Raw genomic sequence first — 17,007 nt, 5'->3', positions numbered from 1 at the left:
TTTATTTTCGAATATTCTTTTTCCTGGCGAGCAATGCGGATGTGGTCGATGTGGATTCTTCCACCTTCGATGGAGTCTCCCGCGCTTCTTTTTCTGGACTTGAGACTGATTCAGTTTCAACAGGCATTTCATGCGCCGACGAATCGACTCTTGTCACAGGCACATTGTCACGCACGCGACTCTTCGCGCTGAACAACGCTTCCATTTGCGGGCTTGTTTGTGCGGGTACTTCGCCCTGAGCACGTCGAAGGGTGGTCTTTTGTTGTACCCATTCACGCAGGCGAATCAAATCGGTCTTCGTGACGATGAGTCTGCGGACGGCGATATCCACGGGAAGGAGCAATGCGGCGATCAACAGCAGCAACGGGGCGATCGGCTGTGTGGCGCGGGTGGCTTTCAGGTCGTGCTTGAAAACGTCTGCTGGGAGGGGAGAAGCAACCTGCCCGTTGGCCAATGCCGATAGACGCAGGAGCAGGTCCGGGTCCGATTCGATGCGCTGATATTCGGGTGAGTAGGATAATGCCCACCCTGTCGTCTCTGCAAAAGAGGCGGATTCACTTCCAGAGTCAGTTGTCCCCGAAAAATGAATGAGATAGATTCCCTGTTCGGTGGGCGTGAACGCGGATTCGTATCGCCCGGGCGCGGTTTGCGTAAATGTAACGGTTTGCGCTTCGCCATTCGGCGCGACGATGCTGGCTTCCACTTGATAGCCGTTGAGGAAACCGCCCGCACGGTCGCGCGCGTCGAGGGTGATGCTGGCGTTTTCACCTTGTGTGTCGATGCTCATTTGCAGCGCGGAGTTGAGCGAGTCGTTGATGGTGTAACGCACGGCCTGCACCCAAAAGGTTGGGAAAATTTCAGAGCGTGCCCAATCACGCGCCCAGCGGCCCGTTGCATCGGAAGTGAATGCCACGGATTTACCGAGGCCGTATTGCCATGTGGCGAGAATCGGGTCGCCTTTTTCTGATTCGAGAATCACCTGTGCGAGGTCTTTTGCACTGGAGGCAACATAGCCGTGTAGTTGCGGCACTTCGGTGATGTTGGCGAGAATCGGCGACGAATTGACCAGAGTCGGGAAAAATGATTCTTCGACGATGTAGGCGCGCGTGGCGAGTGTGGTTTCTTCGGTGAAGATGGTGGCGATGGTGCTCGCGTTGTTGGTGAAGTGATAACGGCCGCCGCCGATTGCGGCGATGTCTTTCAGGAAGGGCGCGGCATCGTTGCCAACGCCAACAGTGGAAAGTGTGATGCCATTTTCTTCGTACAACTTTTTCACGAGTTCGGGAATGCCCGTGATATCCGCGCCGCCATCGGTAAGCAGAATGACATGTTTGGCCTTCGACGGATCATCAGGCAGAACCTTCGACATTGCGAGCAGGCCTGCGTAAATATCGGTGCCGCCGCCGATTTGAATTGTGCCGATGGCGTTGACGATGTCAGCAGGGTTTTGCAGATCGGTGATCGGCACCACCCAACTGGCGGTATCGTCGAATGCGATCACACCGACATGATCGTTGGGGAAAAGCAATTCCACCGAACGCGCTGCGGCTTCCTTGGCAAGTTCGAGTTTGGTGACTCCACCGCTGGTTTCAGACATGCTTCCCGAATGGTCAATAATGAAAACAATCGTCAGTGACGGGCGGCGTTTTTCGTCTTTGATTTGCATATCCACAGGCAGGGCATCTTCGAGCGGTGTGCCATAATAGCCGCCGACGCCATAACTGGTCGGCCCGCCCACAGCTACAAGTCCGCCGCCGAGATCGCGCACGTAAGATTGCAGGGTTTCCATTTGATTGCGGTCAAGCTGCCGCGCAGGGACATCTACCAGCACAACCGAGTTATATTGCGCGAGCGTGGGCAAATCAGCAGGCAGGAGATTCGGCGCGATCATCTTCACATCAAAGCCTGCGGATGTGAGCGAAGCCAGCAGTAATGAAGTTTCATCGGGGCGGACCTCACCGCCAGGAATTACTTCACCTTCGGGCGGGGCCACCACCAAAATACGCGGCGGACCTTCCACCTGCGAGAACGTATCCAGCCGATTGTTTTGATAGAAGGCATCTTGTTGAGGCGTGACCTGCACCTGATACGTGACAAAGCCAGGGTCTTGCGCGGTGAGCGGCAGGCTCAAGGTTTGCAGGCCTTTATGCAGATCATGTCCGCCTTCGTAGATCATTTCGCTTTGCGAAAACACGCGCACGGTCGCCTGCATGGATTGGTTTGCTTGAATGGAAACATTCAAATCGAATTTCTCGCCGCTGCGTAAATGCGTCGGCGCATCCACTTCGGTGACGAGGGCTTCGGCGTCAATTTGATTTACAAACGGGACAACGACGATCTGCACATCGGAGGCTGCGGCGAATTCGGCGGCCTTTGCCGCATTACCAGTGGTTTCCGCGCCGTCAGAGAGAATCACCATGCGTTTTGCGAAACCGGATGGGAACATCGCCAGCCCGAGCTGAATCGCCTCCGCGAGATCGGTTTGATTTGTGATCGGTACAGATGTGATCTCGGCGAGTTCATTCAGTGCTGACATCGGGCGCTCCACCAATGCGTCCGCGCCGAAAAGAATCACCGCGGCTTGATCGTCCACGCCCATGGATTGCAGCGCCTCGCGGATGTAGCCCACTTCCGCATCCACCGCTTGTTGCGGCATGGAGTCTGAAACATCCACGAGAAAGACGACGGCGAGGTTATCTCCGCTTTGGACGATTTCCAATCCAGAGATGGCGAGAATCAAACATAGGACGATCACAAGCCGCAGAATTAACGAAGTAAGTTCGCGCTTCCTTGACTGACCCGCAGCAGGATACCCCAGCCAGACAGTGATCGGCAGGAAGAGAAGAAGCAGGAGGAAGAGCGGAGAAGTGAAACGCATTGGAAAGGATGAAGGATGAATTATGAAGGATGAAAAAAAATCTTTCCATTCTTTTTATTTAGCTGGTGTTCATCTTGGTTTCCGATAAGTTCAAGGTAAAGCTTACCAGCAGATGAGCGGAACTTTGTACTTGCAGGACTGAATTTGTTAACGATTAGCGCGATTTTGCGCGATTCCTTCAGATAATTTGCGCCTACGGATGGCCAGAACGGAGAGCTTCCTGCCAGCCATTTCCATATTTCCTGTAAGCCGATTTGCTGGGAAACGGTCGGTGTGATGGATGTGCTTCCGAGTTGCAGGCTTTCGCGCGGCTGAACGTTTGACTCGGCTTCATCGAAAAGATTGACGGCGAAATATTCGGAACGGGTTGCTGTTTCGGTGACGAAGTTTACGGCGTAAAAGCCGAGTTCATCGGTGTTGCTGAACAGGTTTTGCCCGGGCGGCAGGGAATAGATTATGCCCGAAGGCGAAGAAACGATCACTTGTTTTGCATCCGTCTGCGGGACGAGGGAAAGGCTTTCGCCAGCTTGAAGCGCTTGTGAAGAGTCAAATGCGCTGGGCGGCGCGAGATAATTGATGAGGTTGGAAAAAAGAATCGGGTAGGCGATCTGCAAGGGCAGGTCGCTTTCGCGTAAATCAAATGACAAGGCGGCGATTCTCTGTCCGTTCGTTTCGCCTGCAAATACCAGTGGATTGTCATCGGTTTCGATCAGAACGGTCATCCAATTTGGCAGGGTCACTTTATGCGCCTGCAACACGTGGACGGTTTTCCAGTCTACAAATTGAGTGAGCGCATGTTCGTTGACTTGAAATTCGCCCATTTCCTTGAATACATCGCCGACTTCAAAAAAAGGATTCGTCGGCGGGTTGATGAGCAGTAAATTTGACTTTGGCAACTCGGCTGGAATGTAACCATCAAATACGTATAAATCAAATGGGTCATTGGGAATTTGCAGAGTCCCATCGTCAGCGGGCAGGGCTCGGAAGGGTTGAATGCCCGGGAGTGAAGCCAATAATTGTTCGAGGAATAAATTCCCTTTTGAAACCAACAACGCACGTCTCGCTGCGGACGATTGATAAATTGCAAAAGCGGTGTCGTCTTGTGAAAGCGAATCTAATTTTTTGTTGGCGTCTGCGGGGTCCGAAATGTGCGCTTTGTATACCGCCGTTGTCACAGGCAGGTTTTCCATCGAAACGCTGGTTTTGGAATTTGCAGAAATATTCAATTGACGCGCATCGAATAATTCATCTCCGCGATAAAGCGAAAGCAAAACGGTGCGATTGGCTGCACTGTAATTGGTCACTTCTGCGAATAGCTGCGGAACGCCGTTTTCTGCACGTAACGCCAGCGCAGAAATGGCGATATTGTCATTGCCCGTGCCGATGGGAATATAACGCACTTCGCCGGGCAGGGATGGCAGTCCGCTTTCGGGGAGGCCGCCATCGGAAATGATGACGATGATGGGAGATGTGCTGTTGCGCGTTGCGCCTGCGGCCAACGCGAACGCCGCTTCCCAATCTGCGCTTCCTTGCGTGACCTGTGCTTTGGTCAGCGCTGCTTTGAGCAGGGACGAATCTGATTCAGCGGCGATCAAGGTCTGCGGGGTTTTTGCAACCAGAATCAGGGTCATGGATGAAGCGTTTGTCAGTCCGTTGATCAGAGCCAGCACGGATTTCCGCGCCTCTTCAAAACGGGATGGAGTCACATCCGTCGCATTCATCGAAGCGGACGCATCCAACAACACGATGACTGATCCTGATGCGACGACTTTTGTTTGCAGGGCGGGGCGTGCCAATGCAAAGACCAGCGCGGCGAGGATGAGCAATTGAAGAAAAAGTAAAAGATTGCGTTTGAGTTTTTGCCACGGAGCATTCGCCTGCCTGTCGCGCAAGAGTTGTTCCCAAAGCAGAGTCGAAGAGACTTGCGTCTGTCTGCGGCGCAGTTTGAGCATGTAAAGCAGAATGATGGGAATGGCGAGCGCAGCGAGCGCGAAGGCGAGCGGGGTGAGGAATTGCATGGGGAAAGGATGAAGGATGAATTATGAAGGATGAAACTTGTCTGCTTGTCTACTTGTTTACTTCGCTATTCCTGATCGCCGCATTTCAAGCAACAACGCCTGATCCCACGAAAGGCTCGTGACCAGATCAAGATAGCGGACGTTGTGTTTGCGGCAATCGGTTTGGATGGATTGTCTCCATGCCTGCACACGGGCGCGATAAAGATTTCGCAGGCCGCCGTCTATGGAAACATCCTGCTCGAAATTGGTTTCGATATCCACAAGCTGCAAATCGCCCGCGAGCGGCGGATCGATTTCATCGGGTGCGAGAACGTGGATCATCGCCGCTTCATGTCCGCGCCCGAGCAGTTGACGCAGACCTGATTCGTATCCATCGGCGGTGAGTAGATCGGAGATCAGAATCACCAAGCCCGCGCGGCGCGGTCGAATTGAATAATCGCGCAGGGAGGTGTTGAGGTTTGTTGTTTCGCCTGCTTTGAGCGCTTCTAGAAATTTGAACATTCTTGGCAGGGCGTATTGTCCGCGTGAGGGACCGAATTCACTGGCAACGCGCCCGCCTTGTAAAAAGCCGACCGAGAGCAAATCGCCTGAACTCAGCGCGATCGCGCCGATCCCTGCGGCGAGGCGCAAGGCGTACTTGAATTTGTTTTCATCTTGCTCGCCCCAATCCATGGAGCGTGAGCCGTCTATCAACACATAAACGGCGAGGTCTTCCTCCTCTTCCAGTAATTTGATGAAAGGCTTTTCCAAACGCGCGTAGATGTTCCAATCCAAACGGCGCAAGTCATCGCCTGCGGTGTAGTTGCGATAGTCCGCGAATTCCACGCTGCTGCCACGGCGCGAAGAACGCCGCTCGCCCTTGATCGCGCCCGAGCGCACGCGTGAGGCAACGAGGGTGAGTTGGTTTAGCTTGCGGAGGGTGGATTCGTCAAAAAGCATAAGGATGAATTATGAAGGATGAAGGATGAAAAAAGAGCTAGATTTTGCCCATCCGTTTTTTGATTTTGGTTACGATGGTGGTGAGTTCGTTGGTTTCTTTGATGAGAGCTTCTGCTTTTTGGGCGGACAGGATGCCGCTTCTTACCAATAGGTCGAGCCAATAATCGGTTTCGTCCAATTCTTGTAAGACAGACTCGAATTTGTTGACAATATCGGAGTCGGATTTGGCGCGATGTCCTTCACGATAATTCGCGCCAACAGATGTGCCAGAGCGCAGCACCTGCTTTCAACCGCGCCTGTTTTTGATTGCCAGGCAAAATCAGCGTCGCGCATCTTGGGGATTTATTTTCCATTGACTGCCTTATTCTTTTTGTCTTTGGCCTTATTCATCTTTCATCCTTCATCATTCATCCTTGTAATTGCAACATTCCAACTAATTCGTTGATCACATCATCCGCCTTAACCCCTTCCGCCATCCCATCAAAATTCAACAGCAGACGATGACGAAGCGCCGCCTTCGCCACCGCATGGACATCTTCAAACGCCACGTTGTATCTTCCCGCAAGTAATGCGGTGACTTTCGCTCCCAATACTAGCGCCTGCCCGCCACGCGGAGAGACCCCATAGCGGACATATTTTTTCACGAGCGGCGAAGCGTTTTCATCTTCGGGATGTGTAGCGAGCATGAGTCTTGCGATATATTCTTTGACATGTGAAGCAATGGGTGTTGTCCGCGCGAGCGCGCGCATTTGGATAATATCCGCACCAGTGACAGCTTTGTTTGCCGATGGAGATTCCTTGCCTGTGGTGCGATCTAAAATTTCAATCATCTCGCTCACGTTGGGTAAATCCACATTCACTTTGAAGAAGAAACGATCCAACTGCGCTTCGGGCAGGGGATAGGTCCCTTCCATTTCGAGCGGATTTTGCGTGGCCATCACGAAGAATGGTTCTTCGAGTTTGTAAGTCTTTTGCGCCACCGTCACCGAGGCTTCCTGCATCGCTTCGAGCAAAGCAGATTGCGTCTTCGGTGTGGCGCGGTTGATTTCATCTGCGAGAACCAAATTTGAAAATAACGGTCCTTCGCGGAAACGAAATTCGCGCCTGCCGTTATCGTCGCTGAGAATTTCCGTTCCGAGAATGTCTGCGGGCATCAGGTCAGGCGTGAATTGGATGCGCGAGAATTTCAAATCGAGCGCCTGCCCGAGCGTGCGGATCAACATCGTCTTGCCCAAGCCAGGTACGCCTTCAAGCAAAACATGTCCGCCTGCGAGGATGCTCACCAGCACATGCCGCACCACCTCGCCCTGACCGACGATCACGCGCCCCACTTCGGTTTCGATTCGGTTTGCATATTCGCGGAATGTATCAACAGAAAAATCGCTCATGGCTGCTCCGTTATTTCAGAGAGATAAAATAATTTCGGATCAGGTCGTAGAATTGAATCGGCACCTGTCCGTTTTCGATGGCTTGATAATAGAACTGCTGATATTGTGCAAACACGTTGGTGTACGGCACGAGGCTCTGACCATCCGTCGCGGTCGTTGGGCTGGTGCCGACCACATCGCCATCGGTTCCAGAAGATGGAATTCCAACGATTATCCATTTTCACCGCCTAATAATGACGGCGCATAAATTTGCTCATAAGCGGATTCGCCGCCATCGCCCGCGCCGTTATTCTGCTCAATGGGGGAACTACCCGCTTCATCCCCTTGCTGGGGGGAATCTGGCGAATCGCCCGACCCCGCGCCTGATCCTGCCGCCCCGCCATTTTGTCCACCCGAACCATCTCCCTGTTGCCCCTGACCATTTGCCTGCGTTGACTGGTTTCCGCCGCCCGCCGCCAACAGTTGACCTGCGCCCGTCTGCATTTGACTCGCCGCCTGACTCGCAGTCTGTGCCGCGGTCACTTGCTGACCTGCATTCGCCATTTGCTGCGACGCATTTGCCAGGGCTTGTTGCGCCGCCGCCAAATCTCCATTGCGGATCGCGTCTGCGGCTTGTTGCAAAGCCTGCGCCAGTTGCGGGTTGGTGGATGAAAGTGACTCAGCCGTTGCCTGTAATTGCTCGGCGAGTTTTTGCAATTCTTCCGCGCTCATCTGGCTCAAGTCCATGTTGTTGAGTTCATTTGCGGCTTGAGTGAAATCGCCGTTGGCTAAATTCTGCCCGACAGATTCAAGCGGAGTCCCTTCCTGTGATTGAAGGGAACTACCTGCTTCCTTCAATGCCTGAGCGGTTTGACCAGCCTGCTCACTATCCAAGGCTTGCAGTTTTTCGCCTGTATTTGTTAAAACCGAAACCGCGCCTTCAAGCGATGGATTTTGATCCAGAGCCTGCAGGGCTTCGTTGAGCGGTTCGGTGAGTTCCTGTTTTTGTTCGGCGGTCAGCGCATCGTTTTCGTTGATCTCTTTAATGATTTCTTCGATTTGTTCCTGTTGCGCGGCAATGGCCTGCTCTACAGCGCGTTGACGGCTTGCGGCGGCGAACAGCGCCTCACCGCGAAACCACAATGCGGCAATCAGCAATGCGAAGATCAATGTCAGGGCTGAGTCGAATCTTTTTAGTCGCAGAGGCAGGTCTCGGCGGGGTTTGACCGTGCGCGCGGCGGAGACCGCGTCATCCAATTGCTTTTGAACCATCTCGTTCGCGTGGTCCGCTGTGCTTAATTCCAGCGCCGTGCTGATGCGTTCTTCGAGATGAAAAGCGCGGTCGAAATGGCGTGCGGCTTGGGCTGGGTTCACATTCCAGAAAAATGCGATGATCGCTGAAAGGATCGGCAATAAAGTGACCGAGGCGACCACCAATGCGAGGAATTCCTGCTTCAAAAGTTTTGCCTGAGCCAACCCGACGCCACCAAAGAGCAGAGAAAGCCCCAGTGCTGCGGCCAATCCACGCAGATACCACGTCAGCGCGCGTTGGACGCGCAGCCAGCGAATCCAGGTCTGCAGGGTGTGGTTGAGGTTGTTTATCGTACTCATGATATTTGCTCCGTTAAGGCTCGTGACGATTCAGGTAAAAGACGATTAACCTTATCATTAAAAAGGTCATTGTTACAGAGAACATTGAATACAGAATCCACGGCGAGAGCAGGGAGAGCGGAAGATCAGGCGCGTGGATCAGAAAAGGCTTTGTTCTTCGACCAGCATAAACTCACTGATGACCGCCGCTGAGAATGGATTGGTGGAGAAAATCGTCCACAAAAAATTCAGTGTCCAACTTTGGATCTCTGTGCTGCTGCTCGACATAAGATAGGAATTTTCTGCCACGATATAAGCGATCGCGCCGAGGATGAGAACCGAAATAACCAGCGTGGAATAGGATAACGTGGTTGCGATCGACGTGCGTTTGTTGATGCTTGAAAAATACAAACCCAGTGTGCAGAAGTTGACCGCAGAAAGGGTCAGGATCCAAATGGAGATCAACACTTCTGCCATGCCCACGCCGCCTAAAAAGAAAGCGAGGCTTTGCAGGGGAATCGCGGCGACGATCAACAAAAGCAGATACATCACGGATGCGCCCAATTTGCCGATCACGATGTCTTTTGCGCTGAGTAGTGAAATGCGCAATTGATCGAAAGTCTGCCGTTCACGCTCGGATGAAATTGCGCCTGCCGTGAGTGCCGGGCCGATGAAGCCAGTCAGGATGATTTCTAAAAGGACAACGATCAGAAAGACCTGTTTGCCCGCCTGCTGCAATAGACCAGGATCTCTGTAATACGTATTCTGTATCGTGTAAGTGTAGACGCCGTAAATGACAAGGCTGAGCAATCCGAGGTAGGCGGTCAATATGATGAATCCCTGCCTGCCGCGCATTCGGCCTTTTAGTTCCTTGGCGATGATGGGATTGTTCATCCAGTTCCAGCGGGGTGGCTTTTCATGTAAAGATGACGTTGTCTTCTCCATGTTGGTTCCTTTTTACTTGCCCGTCCTGCCGATTGATCTGGCGTGGATTGTCCGTTTATGCCTGATTGCAATCATAACATTTTACCTGCTCTGCGTTTTTCGTTTACAATCCCCGTATGCCTCTCGCACTGGTTACTGGTGGCGCACACAGACTCGGCAAAGCTTTTGCTTTATCCCTTGCGCGCATGGGATATTCCATCGCCCTGCATTATCGTGCCTCGGCAAATGAAGCCGACCATGCCGTCAAAGAGATTCGCGCATTGGGCGTGGATTGTCTCCCGATTCGCGCAGATTTGACATTGCCTGAAAAGGTCGATTTCCTTTTTTCGCTGGTGGATGAATTCAAAACCCCGCTGAAAGTGCTGGTCAATTCGGCGGCGGTCATGCCCGTTGGAAAGCCGCAGGAGCTTGAAATCCACGATTGGGATGCCGCACTTGACCTCAACCTGCGCGCGCCGTTTCTGCTCGCGCAGGAAGCTGCAAAACGGATGACTGACGGCGGGCTTATCGTCAATATCACAGACATCGGTGCACAAAAAGCATGGAGCCGCTATCCGTCGTACACCGTCAGCAAGGCTGGGCTTGAGTCGCTTACAAAGTTGCTCGCCCGCGCCCTCGCGCCGACGATTCGAGTCAATGCCATTGCGCCTGGCCTTGTCCTGCCATCGGATGTGGTCACCGAGGAGCAATGGAACACCCTCGTACAAAAACTCCCGCTCAAACGCGCTGCCACCCTCGACGAAGTGACCTCCGCACTTGAATTCCTCATCAAAAATGAATACATTACAGGTCAAACCATTGTTGTGGATGGCGGGTATTCGTTACTGTAGTGCATAAATGGTAAACAATTATAAAAAACTGATAACTGCTCACTGATAACTATTCACTGATTGCCAATGCCTTCCAAAAAACTCCCCCTCGATCTTTTTGTTACCATCTTCCTCATCGCCTTCACGTTGTTCTACGCTGCGCGCTACGTGGATTTTTCCATTCCGCCGTTTGAAGATGCGGCCATGCTCATGCGCTACGCCCAGCACCTCGCAGAGGGCCACGGCATTGTCTGGAACATTGGCGAGCCTCCCGTGGATGGTGCGACCGATTTTCTTTTCATGGCCGCCTCCGCCGCGCTGATCAAACTTGGCTTTACCGTCGGACAATCTGTACGGGGCATTGGCTTTGTCTCACATTTGCTTACTGTCCTCATCGTTTACTGGACAAATCGCCGTGTCAACCATGCGAACATTCCCTTTTCATTATTAAGCGGACTTTACCTCGCCGTTGGAACTGGACTCTCCTATGTGGCCGCCTACTTCGGGACGCCTTTCTTTGCCCTCGCCGCCGCTTCCACCTGGACCTTGGGCCTGCTCTTGATTCAAAAAGAGAATCCGCCCTTCAGCTTGACTCTCGCCTTCGCCCTGAGCGGACTTGTCACCGGGCTGATTCGCCCTGAGGGTGTCATCCTTGCTTCGTTGATGCTGCTTGCTGTCATTGTCATGCGCGGCTGGAAGAATTCAATTTCGATCATTATCACATTTGGCGTCACTTTTCTTTTGCTTGGCGGCGCGTACTTTTTGTGGCGTTGGAATTATTTTGGCTATCCGTTGCCCAACCCGTTTTACAAAAAAGGCGATAGCGGCCTGCACTGGGACTCGTTTTACAATTCCCTGTCAAACGCGCTGCGGATGTGTTTGCCGTTCGTGTTCGTGTTTATCCTTGGTTTTCGTTCCCGCGAAACATCAACGCGGACGATTGCCTATCTCATTCCGCTCCTTGGATTCGCGTCCGCTTTTATTTTGATCTCCGATGAAATGAATTTCGGTGCGCGCTTTCAATATACGCTGGTTCCACTCGTACTCATGTCGTGGACACCATTTTTGAGTTCGGTTGGTCGAGTAGGGTCGAGTGATTTTCTCGACCCGTATCGAGATCAATCGTGGCTGAATCAGTTGTCGGGTAGAGAAAGAGGCGCGTATTTCGTCGCGGGAGTCGCGCTGTTTGCGAGTCTCGTCTATTATTCGTCTTATCAAAACTGTTTTCTCACCTATTTCCAGCAAACTTGTGACAGGCCATATGAACGCGATGGGCGTTATGAGATGGGCAAGTTGCTGGCGGAATATCGCGGTAAGGGCTATGTGATCGCCACTACCGAGGCGGGCTTGATTCCATATTACTCGGGCTGGACCGCGATTGATACCTGGGGCTTGAACGACCAGTTCATCGCACACAACGGCGAGATCACAGCCGAATATTTGGACAAGTACAAGCCGCATATCATCATGTTCCATGATTATTATTCGCCGCTCGTGCCGCCGAGGTTGACCGATGTTAACCTTTCCCAGCGTTGGTTCAGTATGACAATTATGCTCAAGACCTACGCCGAGGAAAATGGATATGTCCTCGCCGCTGTCTTCGGTGACAGCCCGTACGACACGAATTACTTTTACGTCCGCCCTGATTTTGAAGATAGTAAAAAACTCATCGGGCAAATATCTGGATTCAAAGATTATTATTGGTTCACCACAGGAAAACGCGCGATCAATTACGCGGAATATGACCGTAGGCCATAGACCGTGGGCCTTATCGTTAATTGTGTGTCGTTTATCGTCAAATATGAAATCTATTCAGGAGAGCGCACTCATGTCTGAAATAACCGAACTGGCTGAAAAGCTGAAAACCGAAGGAGAAAAATTTATCGAGTTTTTCTCCGGGTTGAACGAATCGCAATGGCAGCAGGAAGTGTATACCGAAGGCGAAATGTGGACGATCCGCAACGTGCTTTCGCATTTTGTCACCTCCGAGCGCGGACTGGTCAAACTCTTTGAGCAGATTCGTCAGGGCGGCGCTGGTGCGGCGGATGATTTTTCCATTGACCGCTATAATGCCAGTCAGCAGGCGAAAACAAAGGATTTATCTCCCGTTGAGTTGTTGGAGCAGTACAAGGAAGTGCGCGCTAATTCTGTGACGTGGGTCTCTGGGTTGAAAGATGAAGAACTTGAGATCAAAGGCCGTCATCCATTTTTGGGAGAAACCGTCCTTCGCGAAATGGTCAAGATGTTGTACATTCACAACCAATTGCATTACCGTGACTTGAAAAAATCGTTGAAATAACTGGGCGCATCGCACCTTGTTGATGAGAGAATCCCATTGATCGAAAAAAATCCAAACGAAAGGAATCGTCCACCTAATTTCGGTGCGACGCAATCTAACAATCATGCATCTTCCCCCCTTTAAACTTGAACGGTACTTTGCCAAATACGAATTTAACACTGAATACTTATTGTGCTCCTCAGACTGTGAGGCCATGTCCATTGCGGATTTGCTGGCCTTGGAACCAGGGTCCGCGGAAAAATTCCAAAACGTCTGGCTCGGATATACCGAATCGCAGGGCAGCCCTTCTCTGCGACGAGAGATTGCCAATCTGTACACCACCATTCAGCCTGAGGATGTTTTAGTCCACACTGGGGCGGGGGAGGCGATTTATCTCTTCATGTATGCCGCCTTCAAAAAAGGGGATCATGTCATCGTGCATTCTCCGGGCTACCAATCCCTTGCGGAAGTGGCCCGCGCAGTTGGCTGTGACGTTAGCCCGTGGCGTGCCAGAGAGCAGGATGGCTGGGTCTTGGATCTGGACGAACTCCGCCACCTGATGCGGACGAACACCAAAGGCATCATCATCAACACGCCGCATAACCCGACTGGATATTTAATGTCCCGTGCGGATTTTGAAGCCGTGAACAAGTTCGCTCAGGAGAAAAACCTGATCCTTTTCTCCGACGAAGTCTATCGTGAATCTGAATACGACCCCGCGGACAGACTCCCTGCCGCTTGTGACATGGGCGAACATGCCGTGTCGCTGGGCGTGACCTCGAAAACCTACGGCCTTGCGGGTCTGCGCATTGGCTGGGTTGCCACGAAGAATAAGAAGATCCTTCAAGCCATGGCCTCGCTCAAGGATTACACGACCATCTGCAACTCCGCGCCGAGTGAATTCCTCGCAGAAGTGGCCATGCGCAACCGCCAAAAATTGATCGACCGCAGTCTCGCCATCATCAAGCACAACCTGACCGTTGTGGATGACCTGTTTGCCCGCCGCGCTTCGCTGTTCACATGGGCCCGCCCCAAAGCTGGCTCGATGGGCTTCCCGAAATTGCTCAAAGGCGACATTGAAGACTTCTGCGATGACCTCGTGAAAAAGGTGGGAGTTTTGCTTTTACCTGGAACCATGTATGACGATTCGAGAAATCATTTCAGGCTTGGCTTGGGCAGGAAGAATCTTCCGCAGGCCGTGGAAAAACTGGAAGGATATCTTGGTAAATAGGCGGAGGGGCCAGTGCTGATAACGATCTACAATATTTATGTTGAGTCGGTAGTTTTTGTTCGGAAGAACATATTTGTTGTCGTTCCTTTTGTTCTTTTCCAGATTGTATGCTTTTTGTTGAATATTTGGACTCGGAATGATACAACGTTTGCTAGATTTACTTACCAATTCATTTACTTTTTGTCTTTCTGTCTGGCCACTGTTTTTGTGGTTGTAGCAGTGTACAAAAGGGAAGCGATTATCAGGAATGAAGAGACGATCTTGCAAGCCGCTTGGCGAAGTTATGGTAGCGTTGTGCTTTTGATCTTATATACTGTGTTTGACATCCTGGTTTTGGGTTTTGCGGTTTCTCTTCTTTTTAAAATCCTTGATTTTCCAGATGCAGGAAAGGAAATTCTTGTCTCGTTGGTTATTGCGGCGTTTTTTGTGTCGTTTCCGTTGAGCTTGAGACATATGATCTATCACGGCAAAATATTTGTTTCGGATTCAATTAAGGCAGGCTTTGTAGAGCTATATATGCACCCTTTGTTTTATTTGTGCATATTCCTGTCTGGTGTGGTCGTGTCATTGTTTCCTTCTTTGTTGTCGCCGGTGAGTTGGTCTGTTCTTCCTTTTATGCCAATTGTTGAATGGACAGGTGTACGGCAGATCAATGCCATTAATTGGTTTGGGGTGCTCTTGTATCCATTTGTTTCGGCTGTTATTGAAGTATCCCTGACTTATGCGTTTATACTCAAGAACAAAAAGCCAGTGATTAGCTAGATGTAAAGCAAAATCACATCTTTGTTTCTCCCCGTTCATCTCTGGTTTTAATCGTACATTGGAAATCAAAAATTGCTAAAACTTTCCCGTCCCCTCCTTCTGCTCCTCGCTGCGCTGACCTATCTCCTTGGCGCGAGTATTTCTGCATATCTTGGTAAATCGTTCCAAAACCTTACCTTTTTACTTGGCCTTGGCGGTGTGGTGCTTGCCCAGTTGAGCATGAACCTGCTGGCCGAGGCTTTCCGTCCGCACAACGAACCGATGATCGAAGGTGAAACCCCTGCACAAAAAGAGGCCCTGCGCAGTAACCTGCTCTACATTTCCTACGCCGCCCTCACCGCCTGTGCGATGATCGCTTTCCTGCTTTATATCAATCAAGGCTTGAATCTTCCTACTTTCATCTTTCTTCTTTTATCCCTCGTTCTCGTCGTGCTGTATGCCGTCCCTCCGCTCCGCCTTCTTGATCGGGGTTTCGGTGAACTCGCCCTCGCGGCGCATATGGCCTATGTCATTCCTTCCATCGGATTTTTGTTGCAGGCAAAAGAGAATCATCGCCTGCTCATTATGATTGCCATTCCACTTACCGCGCTGACCCTCGCCTATTTTTTGATTCTCAGCTTCACATCCTTTCCCTCCGACCAAAAATATCAACGCGCCACACTCCTTCGCCGTCTCGGGTGGGAAAGTGCAGTGCCTTTGCATCACAGCCTGATTATTTTTGCGTATGTCATTTTTATTTGTTCGCCGATCTTCGGGTATTCATTTTTGCTCATCTGGCCTGCCTTTCTCACACTTCCGTTTGCGATCCTGCAAATGCTTTTGCTCCGTCACATTTCACTCGGCGGCAAACCAAACTGGACTCTCCTTACCACCACCGCTCTCGCCGTTTTTGGATTGACCGCCTATTTCCTCACTCTGACTTTTTGGCTGAGATAAACCCATGCCCGAATTTTTGACTCTTCTCCCGCCCGATGAAGCCCGCGACAAATTGCTCGCGCATCTCTCCTCACCGAAATCTGATTCAGATTCAATTGACATTCTCCATGCCTTGGGTCGTGTCACCGCGGAAGATATTGTTGCGCCGCACCCCTTGCCCGATTTCCAGCGCACCACCGTGGATGGTTACGCCGTCCGCGCGAAGGATACCTTCGGGGCGACAGACTCGCTGCCTGCATATCTCAATCTCATTGGCGAAGTGCCGATGGGGGATTCGCCGTCTTTTGAGATCGGCGCGGGGCAATGTGCGTTGATTCACACTGGCGGTATGCTGCCCAAAGGCGCGGACGCAGTTGTGATGCTGGAATATACCCAACATATTGATGGGGCGGAGGAAATTGAAATCTTCAAATCCGTGGCAGATGGCGAGAATATCATCCACATTGGCGAGGACGTGGCACAAGGACAGGTTGTCATTCCCAAAGGGACGATTCTGCGCCCAGCCGAGATCGGCGGCCTGACCGCCCTAGGGTTTATGTATTTGCGTGTAGTCAAGAGAATTGGTGTTGGGTTGATTTCAACAGGTGACGAGGTTATCGAGCCAAGTCAAACTCTGCGGCCCGGGCAGGTGCGTGATATCAACTCGTACACGCTGGGAGCCTTGGTTGAAAAAGCTGGCGGCGCAACCAAAAGATATGGGATTATCGCCGACCAGTTTTCAGCGTTGAAAGAAGCGGCGGCGCAGGCGCTATCCGAATGTGACGTGGTCATCATCACCGCAGGTTCATCCGCATCCACCAGAGATATGACCGCCGAAGTCATTCGCCAGTTGGGGGAGCCTGGCGTGCTGGTGCATGGAATCAACACCCGCCCCGGCAAACCAACGATTTTAGGTGTATGTGATGGAAAGGCGGTGATCGGCCTGCCGGGCAACCCTGTCAGCGCATTGGTGAATGGATATTTGTTTGTGGTGCCTGTCATTGAAAAGCTGCTGGGAATGTTGCCGAAGCCGAGGGCGAGCGTGCGGGCGATGCTCACCGTCAACCTCCCATCTCAAGCGGGTCGCGAAGATTGGTGGCCGGTAAAGTTGATCGTAAATCGCGAATCGTCAACGGTTACTTACAAAGCCGAGCCTATCTTCGGAAAATCCAACCTCATTTTTACTCTTGCCTCGGCAGATGGTCTTCTGCGTATCCATCCCGATGCTACTGGGTTGAGTGCGGGTGAAATTGTGGAAGTCGTTTTGATATAAGA

The 17,007-nt window shown here is 51.7% G+C and carries 15 protein-coding genes; 7 read left to right on the top strand and 8 right to left on the bottom strand.

Annotated elements, in window-relative coordinates:
- Position 1: 1 nt before the first annotated feature.
- The 8 genes from IPI86_RS00915 to IPI86_RS00880 form a co-directional block, all read right to left on the bottom strand.
- Positions 2-2,878, bottom strand: a complete 2,877-nt coding sequence (locus IPI86_RS00915; protein ID WP_345296094.1) for a VWA domain-containing protein — start codon at positions 2,876-2,878, stop codon at positions 2-4.
- Between the two features lie 20 nt (positions 2,879-2,898).
- Positions 2,899-4,896 carry a BatA and WFA domain-containing protein gene (locus IPI86_RS00910; RefSeq protein WP_345296093.1) on the bottom strand — a complete coding sequence of 666 codons (1,998 nt, stop codon included), beginning with the start codon at positions 4,894-4,896 and terminating at the stop codon, positions 2,899-2,901.
- 57 nt (positions 4,897-4,953) lie between these two features.
- Entirely contained in the window at positions 4,954-5,835 is an 882-nt protein-coding gene (locus IPI86_RS00905; RefSeq protein ID WP_345296092.1) for a DUF58 domain-containing protein, read from the bottom strand.
- 37 nt (positions 5,836-5,872) lie between these two features.
- On the bottom strand, positions 5,873-6,115 hold the full coding sequence (locus tag IPI86_RS00900) for a four helix bundle protein (RefSeq protein WP_345296091.1): 243 nt from the start codon (positions 6,113-6,115) through the stop codon (positions 5,873-5,875).
- 127 nt (positions 6,116-6,242) lie between these two features.
- The gene (locus IPI86_RS00895) at positions 6,243-7,223 is read right to left on the bottom strand and encodes a MoxR family ATPase (RefSeq protein WP_345296090.1); all 981 of its coding nucleotides are present in this window, start codon (positions 7,221-7,223) and stop codon (positions 6,243-6,245) included.
- Positions 7,224-7,233: 10 nt separating this feature from the next.
- Positions 7,234-7,398, bottom strand: coding sequence for a hypothetical protein (locus IPI86_RS00890; RefSeq protein ID WP_345296089.1), 165 nt, complete (start codon positions 7,396-7,398; stop codon positions 7,234-7,236).
- A gap of 35 nt (positions 7,399-7,433) precedes the next feature.
- Positions 7,434-8,813 carry a hypothetical protein gene (locus tag IPI86_RS00885; RefSeq protein WP_345296088.1) on the bottom strand — a complete coding sequence of 460 codons (1,380 nt, stop codon included), beginning with the start codon at positions 8,811-8,813 and terminating at the stop codon, positions 7,434-7,436.
- A 138-nt stretch (positions 8,814-8,951) separates the two neighbouring features.
- Positions 8,952-9,737: an ABC transporter permease subunit gene (locus IPI86_RS00880; RefSeq protein ID WP_345296087.1), complete on the bottom strand. Its 786-nt coding sequence runs from the start codon at positions 9,735-9,737 to the stop codon at positions 8,952-8,954.
- Positions 9,738-9,853: 116 nt separating this feature from the next.
- Between IPI86_RS00880 and IPI86_RS00875 the strand changes: the two genes are divergently transcribed.
- The 7 genes from IPI86_RS00875 to glp all read left to right on the top strand — a co-directional run bounded on the left by IPI86_RS00875 (position 9,854) and on the right by glp (position 17,005).
- On the top strand, positions 9,854-10,567 hold the full coding sequence (locus IPI86_RS00875; protein ID WP_345296086.1) for an SDR family oxidoreductase: 714 nt from the start codon (positions 9,854-9,856) through the stop codon (positions 10,565-10,567).
- Positions 10,568-10,633: 66 nt separating this feature from the next.
- Entirely contained in the window at positions 10,634-12,304 is a 1,671-nt protein-coding gene (locus tag IPI86_RS00870) for a hypothetical protein (protein WP_345296085.1), read from the top strand.
- 70 nt (positions 12,305-12,374) lie between these two features.
- Positions 12,375-12,845 (top strand): DinB family protein, encoded by a 471-nt coding sequence (locus tag IPI86_RS00865; protein ID WP_345296084.1) that lies wholly within the window; start codon positions 12,375-12,377, stop codon positions 12,843-12,845.
- A 103-nt stretch (positions 12,846-12,948) separates the two neighbouring features.
- Entirely contained in the window at positions 12,949-14,055 is a 1,107-nt protein-coding gene (locus IPI86_RS00860; RefSeq protein WP_345296083.1) for an aminotransferase class I/II-fold pyridoxal phosphate-dependent enzyme, read from the top strand.
- A gap of 261 nt (positions 14,056-14,316) precedes the next feature.
- Positions 14,317-14,817 carry a hypothetical protein gene (locus IPI86_RS00855; protein WP_345296082.1) on the top strand — a complete coding sequence of 167 codons (501 nt, stop codon included), beginning with the start codon at positions 14,317-14,319 and terminating at the stop codon, positions 14,815-14,817.
- 72 nt (positions 14,818-14,889) lie between these two features.
- On the top strand, positions 14,890-15,753 hold the full coding sequence (locus IPI86_RS00850; RefSeq protein ID WP_345296081.1) for a UbiA family prenyltransferase: 864 nt from the start codon (positions 14,890-14,892) through the stop codon (positions 15,751-15,753).
- A 4-nt stretch (positions 15,754-15,757) separates the two neighbouring features.
- Positions 15,758-17,005 carry a gephyrin-like molybdotransferase Glp gene (gene glp / locus IPI86_RS00845; protein ID WP_345296080.1) on the top strand — a complete coding sequence of 416 codons (1,248 nt, stop codon included), beginning with the start codon at positions 15,758-15,760 and terminating at the stop codon, positions 17,003-17,005.
- The last annotated feature ends 2 nt before the right edge of the window (positions 17,006-17,007 follow it).

This window comes from Candidatus Villigracilis affinis, assembly GCF_016705895.1.
GTDB classification, from domain to species: domain Bacteria; phylum Chloroflexota; class Anaerolineae; order Anaerolineales; family Villigracilaceae; genus Villigracilis; species Villigracilis affinis.
This window is presented reverse-complemented; position numbering and strand designations above follow the sequence as displayed.